Here is a 16,073-nt window from a genome sequence, read left to right as displayed (position 1 = left end):
ACAGGCATGGGCCTCGCGATGATCACCCGCATCCACGCCAGCGACGACAGCCGACGCAGCATCGGACGGGGCGAGTTCGTCGCCCTGATGGCGGCAGTGATGAGCCTGGGCGCGCTGGCGATCGACGCGATGCTGCCCGCGCTCGACGAAATTGCCGGAAGCTACGGGGTGACCGACCCCAACCGGCGCCAGCTGGTCGTCGGCATCTACCTGCTCGCGACCGGCGTCGGGTGCCTCGTTCCGGGCAGCTTCGCCGACCGCTTCGGCCGCAGGCGCGTGTTGTGGGTCAGCTTCGCGGCCTATGTCGGCTTCTCCATCGCCTGTGCCTTCGCGCCCAGTTTCGACATGCTCCTGGTGCTGCGCGCGCTGCAGGGATTCGCCACCGCCGGGCTGGGCGTGCTGCCCGCCGCGATCATCCGCGATCGGTTCGAAGGCGATGCGATGGCCCGGTTGATGAGCACGATCTTCATCGTTTTCATGGTCGTGCCGGTGCTCGCGCCCAGCCTCGGGCAGGCGGTGCTGGGCTTCGCGACCTGGCCCTGGGTCTTCATCGCCATGGCGGCCATCGCCAGTGTCGTCTGGGTGTGGGCTTTCCGCCGGCTTCCCGAAACGCTCGACCCGATGGATCGGCAGCCGATCGACCTCAAGACCGTGTTCCACAACCTGCCGCTGACGCTGACCACGCGCACCGCATCGGGCTATGTCATCGGATCCTCGCTCACTTTCGGCGCGCTGTTCGGCTACATCAATTCCGCGCAGCAGCTGATCGGCGAGCACTTCGATGCCGACGAATACTTCCCGCTGATCTTCGGCATGACGGCATCGACGCTCGCCGTGTCGAGCTTTGCGAATTCGCGCATCGTCGAACGCTTCGGCGCCCGGCGAGTGAGCCACACGGCGCTTTGCACCTTCATCGCGATCGCCGGGATGCAAGTCTATGCGGCGCTGTTCCAGCCCGGATCGCTCGCCTGGTTTGTGCCGCTGATGGCGGGCAATCTGTGCCTGCTCGGCTTCATGGGCGCGAACTTCGGCTCGATCGCGATGCAGCCGTTCGAGCATACTGCCGGCTCGGCCAGCTCGGCGCAGGGCTTCATCCGCATGGGCGGAGCCGCGCTGATCGGCATCGGCATCGGCCAGATCTACGACGGGACGGCCAAGCCGATCGCCTTCGCGCTGTTCGGCTGCAGCCTCGCCTGTCTGCTGCTGGTGCTGTTCAGCGAGCGGGGCAAGCTGTTCCGCCGACCGGGGCAGGCGCGCCGCTACCTCGCCATGCACGAAGGGCTTTAAGCCCCGGCGGCCAGCCTTCGCCAGGCAAGACCCGCGAACTCGCACAGCAAGGGCCTCGTGTCGCGCGGGTCGATGATATCCTCGACGTTGAAGCGCTCGGCGCTGCGGAACGGGCTGGTCACCTTGTCCAGCCGCTCGCGGATCGCTTGCAGTTCCGCCGCCGGATCGTCGGCCGCCTCGATCTCGGACTTGTAGGCGACCTCCAGCCCGCCCGCGATCGGCAGGCTGCCCCAGTCGCCGCTCGGCCAGCAATAGCGGTACTGGTAGGTATCGGCGTTGCTCATCGCGCTGCCCGCGATGCCGTAGGCACGCCGCATGACGATCGAGGCAAGCGGGACGGTCGCCTTGTAGACCGCGTTCATCGCCTGCACGCCGTAACGGATAGTGCCCGCCATCTCCGCCTCGCGCCCGATCATGAAACCTGGATTGTCGACCAGGTGGACGATGGGCAGGCGAAACAGGTCTGCCAGTTTGACAAAGCGTTCGACCTTCTCGCTCGTCTTCGCGTCCCATGATCCGCCGAGGTAGGAGGGGTCGTTGGCCAGCACCATCACCGGCCAGCCGTCGAGACGGGCGAGGGCAGTGATGGAGGCGCGGCCCCACATGCGGCCGATTTCAAACACCGTTCCACGGTCGAACACCATCTCCATCGCGCGCCGCATCGAATAGACCTGCTTGTCTTCGCGCGGGACGAGATCGAGAAGCGCTTCTTCGCGGCGATCGGCCGGGTCGCCGGTTTCGACGCGCCGCGCCAACTGGCCGACGTGCTCGGGCATGAAGCTGAGGAAATGGCGGGCACGGGCAAAGGCCTCTGCCTCGCTAGCGACCTCGTCATCGACCACGCCGTTGCGAGTATGTATGCCGCTTCCGCCCAGGTTCTCCTTGGCTTCCTCGTGGCTTGCCGCGCCGTCCTTCCACGCATCGCCCAGCCCGTCGACCACCGCGGGACCGGCGGCGAAGATCTGGCTGAGGCCCTTGACCATGATCGAATAATGGCTGGCGACGATCCGTGCCGCGCCGAGCCCGGCTGTCGGGCCGAGCGCCAGGGCCACCACGGGCACGCGGTCGAGATTTTCGACCACTTCGCCCCACATGTGGACCGCCGGGATATAGGTTGCGCCGATCATCTCCAGCGTCTTGACCGAGCCGCCGCCGCCCGTGCCGTCGATCATGCGGATGATGGGCAGGCGCAGCTCGTGCGCCATCTTCTCGGCCTGCTCCATCTTGCGGCCGATCCCCGCATCCGCCGCGCCGCCGCGAATGGTGAAGTCGTCCGCGGTGGCGACCACCGGCCGCCCGTTGATGGTCGCCTTGCCGAACAGGAAGGGTGCGGGCAGGACGCCGGTCAGTTCGCCGTTCTCGTCGTAGGAGCCCTTGCCGGCGATCTTGCCGATCTCGCGGAAGCTGCCGGGATCGACCAGCGCGGCGAGCCGTGCGCGCGCATCCATCTTGCCGCGCCCGTGCTGGCGCGCGACCTTGTCCGGCCCGCCCATCTGCTCGGCCAGCGCCTCGCGGTGGCGGAGTTCATCGAGTTCCTTTTCCCAGCTCATGAGCGCCCTCTCTCCTCGTCGGGCACGCTCGCAAGGGATACGGCGAAAGGGAAGCCCTATTCTTCTTTCGGCTCGACAACCGCCAGCACGGCTTCGACCTGCACCTGCCCGCCTTCGCTGGCGTTGAGTTCGGTCACAGTCCCGTCGAAGGGTGCCGTGAGCGCGTGCTCCATCTTCATCGCCTCGAGCACCATGAGCCGCTGCCCGGCGGTGACCGCCTGGCCCTCGGCGACATCGACCGCGATGACCTTGCCCGGCATCGGCGCGAGGATCGCTCCGTCGGCGGCGGAGGCGTGGCCGGTGCCGTCAACCCTTCGTCTGAGAAAATAGGTTTGGCCCTGCTCGACAATCAGTATTCCCTCGCCCGTGTCGCGGGTCCACACCTCGAATTGGTCGTCTTCTTGCGCTCTACGAGTGATTTGCCCTGAGGCTGACTCACCCGAGGGCAAGATAAAATGGACGTCACGGCGAGCAGGTCCGTTCAACCGAAGCCCAGTAAGTTCGCGCGCCTTGTGCCCTGGGATTGTATCCTCCCTCCATTCCCAACTCAAAGCCTCGGCTGCCGCAGCTACATCTAGGTTCGCAAGGGACGGATCGGCTGGCGGCATCAGCGCTTCGCCTCGTCGTTCGATCAGGCCCGTGTCGAGATCGGCGTCTTGGAATGCGCTGTCCGACAAGCAGAGCCAAAGGAAGCCTGCGTTTGTCTTGACCGGGTGAACTAGAGTGCCATCGAGTTCTTCTTGGAGGGCAGCAATGGCTCTCCTTCTCGAGGGTGCGTGAACAACGACCTTCGCAATCATCGGGTCGTAAAATGGCGATACGGAGCTGCCCTCTTCGACACCGGTCTCGACGCGCGCGTGAAGCGTCGGAATGTAAAATTCGTCAAGCCGTCCCGTGCTCGGCAAGAACCCCTTCGCCGGGTCTTCCGCATAGAGCCGCGCTTCGATCGCGTGGCCGTTGATCGACAACTCCTCCTGCTTCAGCGGGATCGGCTCCCCGCTCGCCACGCGCAGCTGCCACTCGACCAGATCGACCCCGGTGATTTCCTCGGTCACCGGGTGCTCGACCTGCAAACGCGTATTCATCTCCATGAAGAAGATGCGGTCGGCGCGCAGGCCTTCGCTGGCATCAGCGATGAATTCGATCGTGCCCGCGCCTTCGTAGTCGACCGCTTTTGCCGCGCGGACGGCGGCGGCGCAGATTTCCTGCCGCGTCGCCTCGTCCATGCCGGGTGCGGGGGCTTCCTCGATCACCTTCTGGTGGCGGCGCTGGAGCGAGCAGTCGCGTTCGAAGAGGTGGACGACATTGCCGTGGCTGTCGCCAAAGACCTGCACCTCAATATGGCGTGGCGAGGTGATCCACTTTTCGAGCAAGACCTCGTCATTGGAGAAGCTCGCCTTGGCCTCGCGCCGGCAGGATTCCAGCGCGGCCTCGAAGTCCTCCGGCGCGTCGACCTTGCGCATCCCCTTGCCGCCGCCGCCCGCGACCGCCTTGATCAATACGGGGTAGCCGATGGCGTCGGCTTCCTGCTTCAGGCGCTCGACCGACTGGTCCTCGCCCTCGTAGCCCGGCGTCACCGGCACGCCCGCCGCGCGCATCAGCTTCTTGGCGGCGTCCTTCAGGCCCATGGCCTCGATGCTGGCAGGCTTTGGGCCAACCCAAATGAGGCCCGCATCGATCACGGCCTGCGCGAACCCGGCGTTCTCCGAAAGGAAGCCGTAACCCGGATGGATCGCATCGGCACCGGTCTGCTTCGCCGCTGCAATGATCTTCTCGCCCACAAGGTAGCTCTCGGCCGCCGGCGATGGTCCGATATGCACCGCCTCGTCGGCCTGGCGCACATGCAGCGCCTTGGCATCGGCATCGGAATAGACCGCCACGGTGGCGATCCCCATGCGGCGCGCGGTGCGGATGATGCGGCAGGCGATCTCGCCGCGATTGGCGATCAGGAGCTTGGAAATCATGCCGGCGGAGCTAGCGTTCCGCGATGCCCTCGTCCAGCGGGGCGAGCGGGGGCGCGGGCGGCGTCAGGAAATCGGCGCGGCCATAGCGCGGCATCTGCTCCGGGATGATCGGCCTGTTGACCGCCGCTTCCCACATGGCGGCGGCGACGTGCCAGATCTTTTCGGGCGTGGTCGTATGCACGCGGCTGTTCCACGCAAGCTGACCCCGATCGCGCACCTTGCGCCCGATCGCGCCGTAGATGCGCGCGGCAGAAAGGACTGCCCAGCGCTGCCGGAAATGGAGATGCGCGGCGCCCAGCTTGGCCGCCGCCTCGTATTGCTCCATCCGCTGCACCAGCCTTGCGGCAAGTGCCGAAGTGGCGAAGCGATAGGGTGGCTTCATGTGCTGGCCGGGCGGCACGTCGATCTCGGCCAGCCACTCCTGCGGCAGGTAGCAGCGCCCGCCCGCATCGTCTTCGTCGAGGTCGCGCGCGATGTTCGCGAGCTGGAAGGCGATGCCGAGGTCGCATGCCCGGTCGAGCACTTCGTCCGCATCGCGCGGCACGCCCATCACCCGCGCCATTAGCACGCCGACCGCGCCTGCCACGTGGTAGCAATAGCGGATGAGGTCCTTTTCGGTGCGCGGCCGCCACCCGTCGCCGTCGAGTTCGAAGCCCTTGATGACCTCTTCGGCCTCTTCCATCGTCAGGCCTGCCTCGCTCGCGACCTGCCCGAAGGAATCGAAGCCGATATCGGCCGTGGGCTGGCCTTCCAGCGCCCGCCTGGTGAGCACGCGGATGCCGGTGACGAGATCCTCGGTATTGGCCTGCGGCTTGAGCTCGCCGCCCAGTTCCTGCCCGTCGGCTATGTCGTCGCAACGGCGGCACCAGGCATAGAGCAGCCAGGTCCGCTCGCGCGTGCCGCGGGCGAACAGCATGCTCGCCGCGGTGAAACTGGTCGAGCCCCTGGCGATCATGTCCCGCGCCTTGGCGACCAGCGGCGCGCGCATCCGGCCTCCGCCCGCGACTGCCATCGTCGGGCGCATGATGCGCGACGGGGCGAGCATCCTTTCGCCGCGCTTCAGGCGCTTCTGGCGTGGCCGCCGGGCCTTCCCGAAGACGCGGGGCGGGCTCAAAGATCCTCGGCTTTCATCCGGAAGATCGGCGTATGCGGCTGGTAATCCGCCATCGCCGCGAGCAGGTCGGCCAGGTGATCGCGGGCGATGATGATGCCTTGGTGCGCGGGCCGCACGAAGCCGACCTCGGCCATCTTGGCGTTGAACGCGATCAGGTCGTCGTAGAAGCCGAAAGCGTTGAGCAGGCCGACCGGCTTGGTGTGGTATCCGAGCTGGGCCCAGCTCACCGCTTCCCACAGCTCGTCCATCGTTCCGACCCCGCCGGGAATGGTGACGAACCCGTCGGACAGGTCGGTGAAGGCCTGCTTGCGCTCGTGCATGCCCGACACCGTGCGCAGCTCGGTGCAGTCGGTATTGGCGACTTCGGAATTGGCGAGCGCTTCGGGAATGACGCCGATGACCTCGCCGCCCGCTTCCAGCGCGCCCGATGCGACCGCACCCATCAGCCCGAGCCTGCCGCCGCCATACACGACGCCGATCCCGCGCGCGGCCAGCGTCATGCCGACCTGCCGGGCCAGCTTGATATAGCGCTCGTCCGCCGGAGTGGCGGAACCGCAATAGACCGCGAGGCGCTTCACGCCGACAGGTCCTGCAGCATCAACCCCGCTGTAGCCTTGGCACTGCCGACCACGCCGGGAATCCCGGCGCCCGGATGCGTGCCCGCGCCCACGAGGTAGAAATTCTCGATCACGTCGTCCCGGTTATGGCCACGGAAATATGCCGACTGGGTTAACACCGGCTCGAGACTGAAAGCGCTGCCCATGTGGGCATTGAGATCGGTCGCGAAGTCGCTCGGCGCGTAATGGAACTTGGTGACGATGCGGTCGTGGATGTCCGGAATCAGCCGCCGCCCGATCTCGTCGAGGATGCGCTTTTCCAGCATCGGGCCGACCTGGTCCCAGTCGACCGCCAGCTTCCCCATGTGGGCGACCGGCACGAGCGCGTAGAACGTGCTCTTGCCCGCGGGCGCCATGCTCGGGTCGGTGACCGTGGGATGGTGCAGGTAGATCGAGAAATCGGCCGGCAGCACGCCCGTGTCGTAGATGTCCTCGAGCAGGCCCTTATAGCGCGGGCCGAACAGGATCATGTGGTGCGGGATGCCGGGCCAGCTCCCCTCGAGCCCGAAATGGACCACGAACAGCGACGGGCTGAAGCTCTTCTTCGCAAGGCTCGCCGCGTTCTTGGTGCCCCGCTTGGTGCCTGCCAGCAGGTCCTTGTAGCTGTGCACGATGTCGGCATTGGAAGCGACCGCATCGAAACGCTGCTTCCAGCCGCTGGCGGTCTCGACCTCGCTCGCGCGGGTACCGACAGTGTGAACCTTCACCACCGGATCGGCGAGGCGGAGCGTGCCGCCCAGCCGCTCGAAATGGCGGATCATGCCGGCGACGAGGCGATTGGTCCCGCCACGCGCCCACCATACGCCGCCGTCCTTTTCCAGCTTGTGGATCAGGGCGTAGATCGCGCTGGTCTTCATCGGGTTGCCGCCGACCAGCAGCGTGTGGAAGCTCAGCGCCTCGCGCAGCTTTTCCGATTTCACGTATTTGCTGACGATCGAATAGACGCTGCGCCACGCCTGGTACTTCGCGAGCGCGGGGGCGGCCTTCACCATGCTGGCGAAATCGAGGAACGGCACGGTGCCGAGCTTGAGATAGCCCTCGCGCCACACGCCCTCGGAATACTCGAGAAATTCATTGTATCCGCCGACATCGCCGGGGGCGACCCGGTTGATCTCGGACAGGAGGTGCGCCTCGTCGTTCGAGTAATCGAAATTGGTACCGTCGGGCCAGTTGAGCCGGTAGAACGGGCTGACCGGCATCAGCTCGACGTCCTTGGCCATGTCGTGCCCGCTGATCGCCCAGAGCTCTTCGAGGCAGGGCGGATCGGTGATCACGGTCGGCCCGGCATCGAAGGTGAAGCCTTCGCGATCCCAGTAATATGCACGGCCGCCGGGCTTGTCGCGGCCCTCGACGATGGTCGTCGATACGCCTGCCGATTGCAGGCGGATGGCAAGCGCCAGACCGCCGAAGCCCGAGCCGATGACGCAGGCGCTCCTGCCTTCGGCGCTCATGACGGCATCACCAGCGGATTGCCGCGCGTGGCGAGGGCCCGCATCGCGGCGAGCACCGGAACGGGCGGTTTGCCCGACAGGACCATGGCTTCGTCGAGGGTATTGGATCGCCCGGCATAGAACCGTTCGATGAGCGGTTCGGGCATGCGGTAGAAGCGTGCAAACACCTTGTATCGTTCCTTGGGTTTGGCCGCGCCGAAGAGCATGCGGCCGAGTTTGCGATAAAACTGCGTACCTCGCCAATGGGTCCGGGCGCGCTGGTCGATTGTGGCGGCCAGTTCGTCCCCGGACAGGTCGGCATCGCCGGCGATGGCAAGGGCGGTCTCGACCGCGAAGGACAATGTGTAGCTGGTCAGCGGATGGGTCAGGCCGCCGCGCGCGCCGATGGTGGCGACGCCGGGAATGGCCTGGCTGGCGCGAAACCGGTCGAAGTCGCCGCCGGTGATGACCGGCAAGACGCCCGTCTCGCTGCCGATCTCATCGCCCGTCCAGCCATGCTCGGCACAATAGGCGTCGATCCGTGCCGAGAGAACCGCGCGGTCGAGCAGAGGGCTGTCGGCGTAATAGGTGTCTTCGACGAACAGTTCGTCGGGGCCGAGCGGCAGGGTGTAGACGAAGCGATAGGCGTCGTGCTGTTCGACCGTCGCATCCATGATGATAGGCCGATCGATCCCGTGGGGGCGCACTGTCCGGATATGCCTGCCCATGAACACCTGCCACCCGCCTTCCAGATCGTCGGCCCGGGTGATCCCGCGCGCATCGATGACCGCGCGCGCCTCGACCGGTTCGCCATCGGCAAGTACGATGCCGTGTGCGCCGAGCGATGCGACCTTCCGGCCGGCGAGGATGGATCCCTCGGGCAGAAGTTCGCGCAGGCGCTTGTCGAAATCGACCGAAGAAAGCGAATTATAGCCCGTCTCGAGCGTCCGCTCGTAGCCGGGAAACCGCACATCGTAGCCGTCCCATGCCGCACTCGGGAATTCGGCGAGGAGCGCAGCACCCTCGTCGCTCATGTCGGAGGAAAACCAGCTCCACCGGTGGTTGCCGCCCAGCATGTCGCCGCTTTCGACCAGTGCGATCCGCAGATCGGGCCGGGCGCGATGGACCGCGAGAGCGGTGAGGCCGCCGGCAAGGCCGCCGCCGACAATGGCAATATCGATAACACGCCCGTTCATCGCCTGCTGCCCTAGGGGACGGGGCCGCGCGGAGCAATCGCAACCGGACCGGTCGCGACATGCGCCTTGCCCGCGCCTGCGGAACGCAGCCGCCGAAGCGACGTTGAGGCAGGAACCTCCCTAGGGAAAAGCAATAATGACAAGATATCTTACCGCGTTGGCAGCGGGGTGGGTCGCAGCCTGCGCCTCGCCTGCTTTCGCCCAGGAAGCGGAGGTCATATCGGTGGCGAGCCTCCCGCTGTCGGCCGAGCCCGAGAAGTCGGTATTCGACGACAACTGGCTGGCGCTCGGGATCGGCGCGATCTACGAGGCCACCTACGACGGATCCAACGATTACGAACTCAAGCCTCTGCCGATGATCGCGGGCGAGATCGGGGGCATCCGGATATCGCCGCGCTCGTCGGGCTTCTCGGTCGACCTGCTGGAAGTCGACCTCAGCGACCGGCTGGAACTCAACGGCGGGCCGGTGATCAAGTTTCGCAGCGATCGCACCGGGAAGGTCGGCGACGAGGTGGTCGAGGCCGCAGGCGAGCTCGACAAGGCGGTCGAACTCGGAGCGGGCGCACGGCTCGTCGTGAAGGAGGTCTTTCACGCCTATGACCGGATCAGCATCGGTGCGGACGTCCGCAAGGACGTGGCCGGCGCGCACGGCGGCATGGTGGTGACGCCGGGCATTTCCTATCGCACGCCGCTCAGCCGCGGGACGGTCGCCTCGCTCGCGGTGCGCGCCTTCTACGGCGACGGCGACTTCACCCGCTATTACTACTCGGTCAACCCGGAGCAGAGCGCGGCGAGCGGTCTGCCGGAATACGAGGCGGATGGCGGCTGGTTCAAGGCGAGCGCGAAGCTGTCGTTCGGTTACGCGCTCAATGGCGACCTGGAACGTCGCGGTTTCATTCTCGGGACGCAGGTCGGCTATTCGCGGATGTTGGGAGACGGCGCGAAAACGCCGTTCACGGATCTGCGCGGCAGCCGCAACCAGTTCAAGATCGCGACCGGCATCGGCTACGTTTTCTAGGCCGATAAAGGAACGGGGCCGGCGCGATGCCGACCCCGTCCTGTCTTGCCGCCGAGGCCTATCGAGCCGTCAGTCCTCCTTGCCGGAAACCGCGGCAGGCAGCTTCGGGCGGGACGCGGGCAGCGGCGCCTTTGCATTACCGGTCTTGAGGTAGGTGTCGAACCAGCGCATCATCCGCAGGTTATAGTCGTAGCGGGAAGCAGCACCGGCGTTGCCGTGGCCTTCTCCCGGATAGAGCACCAGCCGGACCGGCGTTTCGGGCTTCCTGACCTTGATGTTGCGATAAAGCTCGTAGCTCTGGCTCGGCGAGACGCGCGTGTCCTCCGCCCCGTGCATGATCAGCAGTGGGGTTTCCGCCTTGTCGACGTGGTAGATCGGGCTGACTTCGAGCATCTTCTGCCAGTCGTCCCACGGCCATGCGCGCGAGTGCACATTGTACATCTCCCACGGAATATCGGTCGTGCCGAACTTGCTGATCTGGTTGGAAATTCCGACGAACATCACGCCCGCGGCAAATTCGTCGCTCAGCGCGGTCGCGGCCCAGCCGGTGGCGTAGCCGCCATAGGAGCCCCCGGTGATGCCGGTGCGCTTGGGGTCAGCGATACCGTCGTTCACAAGGGCGCGCTTGGCATCGACCAGGTCGGTGAATTCGGGATCGGTGTAGCGACCCTGGTGCTGCTTGGAGAAAGCCGTGCCGTACCCGGTCGAGCCGCGGTAGTTCGGCAGGAACACTGCGTAGCCCTGGCCCGCGGCGACCTGGCCGGGGTTGCTGTAGCTCGTCACCCAGCCGTTCGATTCATGCGCTTCGGGGCCGCCATGCACGTCGAGGATCAACGGCGCGCCGCCGCGCTTCGCACCCCCGACCGGCTCGATCAGCACGCCTTCCACTTCCTGCCCGTCGCGGGCGGTGTAGCGGTAGGTGCGCTGCTTGCCGAAATCGATCTCCGACAGCCACGGATTGTGGCTGGTCCAGCGGGTGAAGCCGGTGCCGTCGAAGGTGAACAGCTCGAGCGGGTGCGACGGCGAGCTGGCGCGCGCGGCAAGCGTGCCGCCCGCGGCCTCGATCCCGGCGATGATCAGGTCGCCCGGATCGACTTCCTGCGCCACGCTGCCGTCGGGATTGTAGATACGCAGGCGCGTCTGCGCGCCGACGTCCACCGCAACGGCCAGCCGGCCATCGGCCATCCATTCCGCGTCACTCGCCGCTTCTGCCGCACCTTCGTTGAGTGCGCGCAAGTTTCCGGTCGCGAGATCGACGAGGTACAGCGTCGTAGCCGCCGGATCGTTCTGGTCCACGCCGGCGATGAGCGACATCGTCTTGCTGTCGGGCGAGATCTCGGCATCGCCGACCTTGCCGGTCGTGCCGATCACGCGGCTGACCTTGCCCGAAGCGAGGTCGACCAGCTGGAACTGCTTCTTGGTATAGGTATCGTCGACCTGCGGGGTCGGCGAACTGCCGACGATGGCGGTCCGGCCGTCGGGCGTGACCTTGAATTCGTCGACATAGCCGGGGATCGCGACCGCAACCGGTGCGGCATCGACCTCGGCACCGACGCGTGCGACGAACATGCGGTTGAGGCGCGGCTCTTCCTCGTAGACGATCGCGTCGAACCCGGCGTCACTTTCCGCGTCGCGCGTATCGTCCGGCGCGGATGCGGCCAGCAGGTACAGCTTGCTGCCATCAGCGGACCAGGCGTAGCTGGCGACGCTCGCGTCCTCGACCTGGGCGAGCTTGCGCTCGGCACCGCCATCGACGGGAATGCCCCAAACGGCGCGCTTCTCGTCTTCCGCGGTGTACAGGAACGAGATCGTCCGGCCGTCGGGCGAGAACTGGACGCCGGAGACATTCATGTCGTCGGGCAGGAAATCGCGGGCCTGGTTGGCGCCCCACGCGAGCTTGAGCTGCTGGCGGGCCCCGCCATCTTCCTCGCCTGCCGTGACATCGGGCCGCGAAACCGTGGTGTAGGCGATCCGTTTGCCGTCGGGCGAGATGGCGATACCGCCGACGGTTTCGATCTTGGCGACGTCTTCCGGCGTCATCGGCCGGGCGAGGGCGGGCGTCGCGGTAATGGTGGCAAGAACAGCGGCCGAAGCCATCAAACGATACATCGAATACTCCCAATTGAAACCGGTTCGGCAACCCCATAACGGTTGAAGCGGTTCCTGCAAGGCCGCGGCAGGAAGGCGCAGGCAACGCGGACGCAGCCCTTGGTTTTTCGTCGCCGGTTGGTCTAAGGGGGCGACAACCGGGACAACTTCCGAGGGTCGCTAACATGTTCAAATCGTTCCTGATCGCCACGTCGGCGATCGCACTTTCCGCTTGCGCGACGACGGCTGTCGCGCCGCCTGAAACCGAACAGGTCGGACGCCGGGATTCCACCGCGCATACCCGCCTGCACCAGCTGTTCGCCGACTCAAACGAAGCCGAGCTGCAGCTCTCGCCGATGGGGGCGATTTATCGGGGCGACTTCCGGCAGGCGGACAAGCTGACCTACAGCCTGACGCCGGGATATTACGACGCGCTTCGGGCGAACGCCCGCGACGATCTCGCCCGGCTTGCCGCGATCGATTATGCGCAGCTCAGCGCGACGGACCAGATCGCCTACGACGTCTTCAAGTACAATCGCGAAGAGGCTTTGGAAGCTCTCGACACGCGCTGGCTGGCGCTCACCCGCGTACGGCCGCTCAACCATTTCCTGGGACTGCACAGCAGCTATCCGAATTTCGCCGGCCTGCAGGGTCCGACCCCGTTCAAGACGGTCGAGGACTACGAGAACGCGAACAAGAGGCACGCCGATTATGCGCGCTACATCGACCGCGCCATCGCGGCCTTTCGCGAAGGAATGGCGAGCGGGGTGGTCGAAAGCCGGCTGACCGTTTCCAACATGATCGCGCAGCTGGAAACGCAGCTGGCGATCCCGGTCGAGGATTCCCCTTTCTACGCACCGCTTTCCGAAATGCCCGCTTCGATCGGCGCGGCGGACCGCCAGCGGCTGACGGCCGAGACCACCGCCGTTATCGAGAGCGAAATCTACGCGGCCAACCGCCGACTGCTGACTTTCCTGCGCGACGAGTACCTACCCAGAGCGCGCAAGCAGGACGGGCTTTCGGGAATGAAGGGCGGCGCGGCGCTTTATCGCAAGGAAGTCGAAGAGCGCACCACGCTGCCGCTCGAGCCCGCCGACGTGCACGCCCTCGGTCTGTCGGAAGTCGCGCGCATCCACACGGCGATGCGCGACATCATGACCGAGGTCGGCTTCAAGGGCACCCTCAAGGAGTTCTTCGAATACGTCCGCACCGACCCAAGGTTCGCGCCGACCAGCCGCGAGGGGCTGGGCGATCGCTACCGCGAGATCGGCAAGATCGTCGATACGCGGGTCGGCCGCCTGTTCGCCGAGCAGCCCGCGACCCCGCTCGAGATCCGTCCCTACGAGCCATATCGCGAGCGCTACCAGGCCGGTGCATCGTACCAGGCCGGCGCGCCCGATGCCTCGCGCCCGGGCATCTTCTATTACAACGCCTACGACCTGCCGAGCCGGCGGACGCCCGACCAGGTCACGCTCTATCTGCACGAGGCGGTGCCCGGCCATCACTTCGCGATCAGCCTGCAGCGCGAAAACGCGGAATTGCCCGATTTCCTGCGGTTCGGCGGTTACACGGCCTTCAGCGAGGGCTGGGCGCTCTATGCCGAAACGCTGGGTTACGAGATGGGCCTCTACGACGATCCGTGGGACCGTTACGGCACGCTCAGCGCGGAGAACTTCCGTTCGATGCGGCTGGTTGTCGACACCGGGATCCATTCGAAGGGGTGGAGCCGGCAGCAGGCGATCGACTACATGCTCGCCAACAGCGAAATGAGCCGCACCGAAGTCGAGAACGAGGTCGATCGCTATATCGCATGGCCGGGTCAGGCGTTGGCGTACAAGATCGGCGCGCTCAAGATCCAGGAACTGCGCAAGCGCGCCGAGCAGGCTCTCGGCGACAGGTTCGACATCCGCGATTTCCACGAGCAGGTCCTGGGAACCGGAGGGCTGCCGCTGACGGTCCTCGAGAAGAAAATCGACACCTGGATCGCGGGTGGCGGCGGCGGGTCGTAGGCGCGTCTTGTCAGACGAGCGCGCCCATGCCAGCAATTGCGCGTAAGGAGGGTCCCGACGTCATGCTGAAACACCTCGCTTTCGGGTTCGCCGCATTGGCGAGCGCCAGCCCCGCTCTCGCGCAGCAACCGGGCCAGGCACCGGCCCAGCAGCCGATCGGCAGGGCGGATTTCGTCGCCCAGATGGATGCCGAGTTCCGGCGCCTCGATCGCGACGGCAGCGGCGTCGTGCTTCCGGCGGAGATCGTCGCGACGCAGCGCGAAGTCGCGCAAGCCGAAGCGATCCGCCAGAACCAGGTGGTGTTCGTCGGGCTCGACAAGGACGGCAACGGCGCCTTGAGCCCGCAGGAATTCGCCGCGCTTGCCAATCCCGACGCGATCGCTGTCAGCGCCGATCCGCTGATGCAGCAGTTCGACACCGACAAGGACGGTTCGATCACCCTGGTCGAGTATCGCATCGCGACGCAGGCGAATTTCGACCGCATCGACACCGATCGCGACGGCGTCGTCACGCCCGTCGAGATGCAGGCGGCAGGCTTGGTCCGCTAGGGAGGGCTAGCCGCGGGTTTCGATACGCACGGGCATCTGCGTGAATCCGTGGAGGAACGGGCTGGCGAGCCGCGTCGGTTCAGCCTGCGGCACGATCCGCCAGTTGCGCTCGACGATCTCGGTGATGAGCGTCCCGATCTGAATTTCGGCCAGCCGCGCTCCGACGCAGCGATGGATGCCCGCGCCGAAGCCCAGGTGCCGCCGCGCGTTCTTGCGCGTCACGTCGAACCGGTCGGCATCCTCGAACACATTTTCGTCGCGGTTGGCCGAGATGTACCACATGACGATCTTCTCGCCTTCGCGGATCCGCTGGCCGGCAAGCTCGGTGTCGCAGGTTGCGGTGCGCCGCATGTGCGTGACCGGCGATTGCCAGCGGATGATCTCCTGCGCTGCATTGGGCACCAGCGAACGGTCGCCATGCAGAACGTCGAGCTGGTCGGGAAACCTGTCGAGCGCCTCGACCATGCCGCTCATCGAATTGCGGGTCGTGTCGTTTCCGCCCACGATCAGGAGCGCGATATTGGCGATCCGCTCCATCGGGCTCATGTTGCCCATGGCCTCGGAATGGATCATCCGGCTGAGCAGATCGTCGGTCGGCTCCTTGGCGCGGCGGTCTTCAAGTTCGCGGTCGAACCGGGCTAGCATCGCGCCCATCTGCACCATGAACTCGGCGCGATATTCATCGGTCAGGTTGTCCGCCGAAACGCCGCTCGCCCAGTCGGACCAGCGCTTGATATCGCGCCATTCGTCATAGGGCATGTCGAACAGGATCAGCAGCATTCCGATGGTCATCGGGATCGACACCTGTTCGACCCAGTCGAAGGTTTCGCCCTGAGGCAGCGCGTCGAGCAGCATTCGGCAGCGCTCGACAACCTGCTTCTCGCGCGCGCCCATCTGGCTCGGCGAGAATGCGGGCGCGATGACCTTGCGCTGCGCGGTGTGGATCGGCGGGTCCTGCGCGATGAAGTTCGGAAACTCGACCTCCCCCACGCCATCGGCAATGGTGATATTGCCGCGGTCCCAGGCCGACGAGAATGTCGCGTGGTCGATCTCGATCTGCTGGACGAGGTCGTAGGTGACCGCCGACCAGTAACCGCCGAACGGGCTGTCGGGCCGGTAGCTCAATGGCATCGTGCGGCGTAGCTCGGCAAAGGGATCGTGCCAGCGGTTCTCGGTGTAAAGCGCGTTGGCGCTGACATCGACCGGAGTGATTGGGCGCTCGGCGATATCCGGTGCTGCTATCGTGGCCATG

The 16,073-nt window shown here is 65.9% G+C and carries 12 protein-coding genes; 4 read left to right on the top strand and 8 right to left on the bottom strand.

Features of this window, described 5'->3' with window-relative positions; genetic code table 11:
- Positions 1-6: 6 nt before the first annotated feature.
- Positions 7-1,287 carry a multidrug effflux MFS transporter gene (locus GRI48_RS05985; RefSeq protein ID WP_237451739.1) on the top strand — a complete coding sequence of 427 codons (1,281 nt, stop codon included), beginning with the start codon at positions 7-9 and terminating at the stop codon, positions 1,285-1,287.
- Here the strand turns inward: GRI48_RS05985 and GRI48_RS05980 are convergent.
- The 6 genes from GRI48_RS05980 to crtY form a co-directional block, all read right to left on the bottom strand.
- Positions 1,284-2,837, bottom strand: coding sequence for an acyl-CoA carboxylase subunit beta (locus tag GRI48_RS05980; protein ID WP_160672788.1), 1,554 nt, complete (start codon positions 2,835-2,837; stop codon positions 1,284-1,286). The genes GRI48_RS05985 and GRI48_RS05980 overlap by 4 nt on opposite strands.
- Positions 2,838-2,893: 56 nt before the next feature.
- Positions 2,894-4,801 carry an acetyl/propionyl/methylcrotonyl-CoA carboxylase subunit alpha gene (locus tag GRI48_RS05975; RefSeq protein WP_160672785.1) on the bottom strand — a complete coding sequence of 636 codons (1,908 nt, stop codon included), beginning with the start codon at positions 4,799-4,801 and terminating at the stop codon, positions 2,894-2,896.
- A 10-nt stretch (positions 4,802-4,811) separates the two neighbouring features.
- Positions 4,812-5,825, bottom strand: a complete 1,014-nt coding sequence (locus GRI48_RS05970; protein ID WP_474091849.1) for a phytoene/squalene synthase family protein — start codon at positions 5,823-5,825, stop codon at positions 4,812-4,814.
- 86 nt (positions 5,826-5,911) lie between these two features.
- The gene (locus tag GRI48_RS05965; protein ID WP_160672782.1) at positions 5,912-6,493 is read right to left on the bottom strand and encodes a TIGR00730 family Rossman fold protein; all 582 of its coding nucleotides are present in this window, start codon (positions 6,491-6,493) and stop codon (positions 5,912-5,914) included.
- Positions 6,490-7,983 (bottom strand): phytoene desaturase, encoded by a 1,494-nt coding sequence (locus GRI48_RS05960; RefSeq protein ID WP_160672779.1) that lies wholly within the window; start codon positions 7,981-7,983, stop codon positions 6,490-6,492. Before GRI48_RS05960 ends, GRI48_RS05965 begins: the two co-directional genes overlap by 4 nt.
- Entirely contained in the window at positions 7,980-9,158 is a 1,179-nt protein-coding gene (gene crtY, locus GRI48_RS05955) for a lycopene beta-cyclase CrtY (RefSeq protein WP_160672776.1), read from the bottom strand. Before crtY ends, GRI48_RS05960 begins: the two co-directional genes overlap by 4 nt.
- A gap of 136 nt (positions 9,159-9,294) precedes the next feature.
- Here crtY and GRI48_RS05950 point away from each other — a divergent pair, with 136 nt between their 5' ends.
- Complete coding sequence (locus tag GRI48_RS05950) at positions 9,295-10,176, top strand: MipA/OmpV family protein (RefSeq protein WP_160672773.1); 882 nt, start codon at positions 9,295-9,297, stop codon at positions 10,174-10,176.
- A 69-nt stretch (positions 10,177-10,245) separates the two neighbouring features.
- On the opposite strand, the gene GRI48_RS05945 is transcribed toward GRI48_RS05950, so the two are convergent.
- On the bottom strand, positions 10,246-12,273 hold the full coding sequence (locus tag GRI48_RS05945; protein ID WP_237451738.1) for a S9 family peptidase: 2,028 nt from the start codon (positions 12,271-12,273) through the stop codon (positions 10,246-10,248).
- A gap of 176 nt (positions 12,274-12,449) precedes the next feature.
- On the opposite strand from GRI48_RS05945, the gene GRI48_RS05940 reads away from it, so the two are divergent.
- Together GRI48_RS05940 and GRI48_RS05935 are read left to right on the top strand one after the other, a co-directional pair.
- The gene (locus GRI48_RS05940) at positions 12,450-14,273 is read left to right on the top strand and encodes a DUF885 domain-containing protein (RefSeq protein ID WP_160672767.1); all 1,824 of its coding nucleotides are present in this window, start codon (positions 12,450-12,452) and stop codon (positions 14,271-14,273) included.
- Positions 14,274-14,335: 62 nt separating this feature from the next.
- Entirely contained in the window at positions 14,336-14,821 is a 486-nt protein-coding gene (locus GRI48_RS05935; protein ID WP_237451737.1) for an EF-hand domain-containing protein, read from the top strand.
- 6 nt (positions 14,822-14,827) lie between these two features.
- Here the strand turns inward: GRI48_RS05935 and GRI48_RS05930 are convergent, their stop codons facing one another.
- Positions 14,828-16,072 carry a cytochrome P450 gene (locus GRI48_RS05930; RefSeq protein ID WP_160672764.1) on the bottom strand — a complete coding sequence of 415 codons (1,245 nt, stop codon included), beginning with the start codon at positions 16,070-16,072 and terminating at the stop codon, positions 14,828-14,830.
- Position 16,073: the final 1 nt, after the last annotated feature.

It is taken from the genome of Qipengyuania oceanensis (assembly GCF_009827535.1).
GTDB lineage: Bacteria > Pseudomonadota > Alphaproteobacteria > Sphingomonadales > Sphingomonadaceae > Qipengyuania_C > Qipengyuania_C oceanensis.
This window is presented reverse-complemented; position numbering and strand designations above follow the sequence as displayed.

Bases quoted from the DNA above. Each gene is read 5' to 3' on its own strand.
- GRI48_RS05985 (WP_237451739.1), top strand. From the start codon at position 7: ATGGGCCTCGCGATGATCACCCGCATCCACGCCAGCGACGACAGCCGA.
- GRI48_RS05980 (WP_160672788.1), bottom strand. From the start codon at position 2,837: ATGAGCTGGGAAAAGGAACTCGATGAACTCCGCCACCGCGAGGCGCTG.
- GRI48_RS05975 (WP_160672785.1), bottom strand. From the start codon at position 4,801: ATGATTTCCAAGCTCCTGATCGCCAATCGCGGCGAGATCGCCTGCCGC.
- GRI48_RS05970 (WP_474091849.1), bottom strand. From the start codon at position 5,825: ATGCGCCCGACGATGGCAGTCGCGGGCGGAGGCCGGATGCGCGCGCCG.
- GRI48_RS05960 (WP_160672779.1), bottom strand. From the start codon at position 7,983: ATGAGCGCCGAAGGCAGGAGCGCCTGCGTCATCGGCTCGGGCTTCGGC.
- crtY (WP_160672776.1), bottom strand. From the start codon at position 9,158: ATGAACGGGCGTGTTATCGATATTGCCATTGTCGGCGGCGGCCTTGCC.
- GRI48_RS05950 (WP_160672773.1), top strand. From the start codon at position 9,295: ATGACAAGATATCTTACCGCGTTGGCAGCGGGGTGGGTCGCAGCCTGC.
- GRI48_RS05945 (WP_237451738.1), bottom strand. From the start codon at position 12,273: ATGGCTTCGGCCGCTGTTCTTGCCACCATTACCGCGACGCCCGCCCTC.
- GRI48_RS05940 (WP_160672767.1), top strand. From the start codon at position 12,450: ATGTTCAAATCGTTCCTGATCGCCACGTCGGCGATCGCACTTTCCGCT.
- GRI48_RS05935 (WP_237451737.1), top strand. From the start codon at position 14,336: ATGCTGAAACACCTCGCTTTCGGGTTCGCCGCATTGGCGAGCGCCAGC.
- GRI48_RS05930 (WP_160672764.1), bottom strand. From the start codon at position 16,072: ATGGCCACGATAGCAGCACCGGATATCGCCGAGCGCCCAATCACTCCG.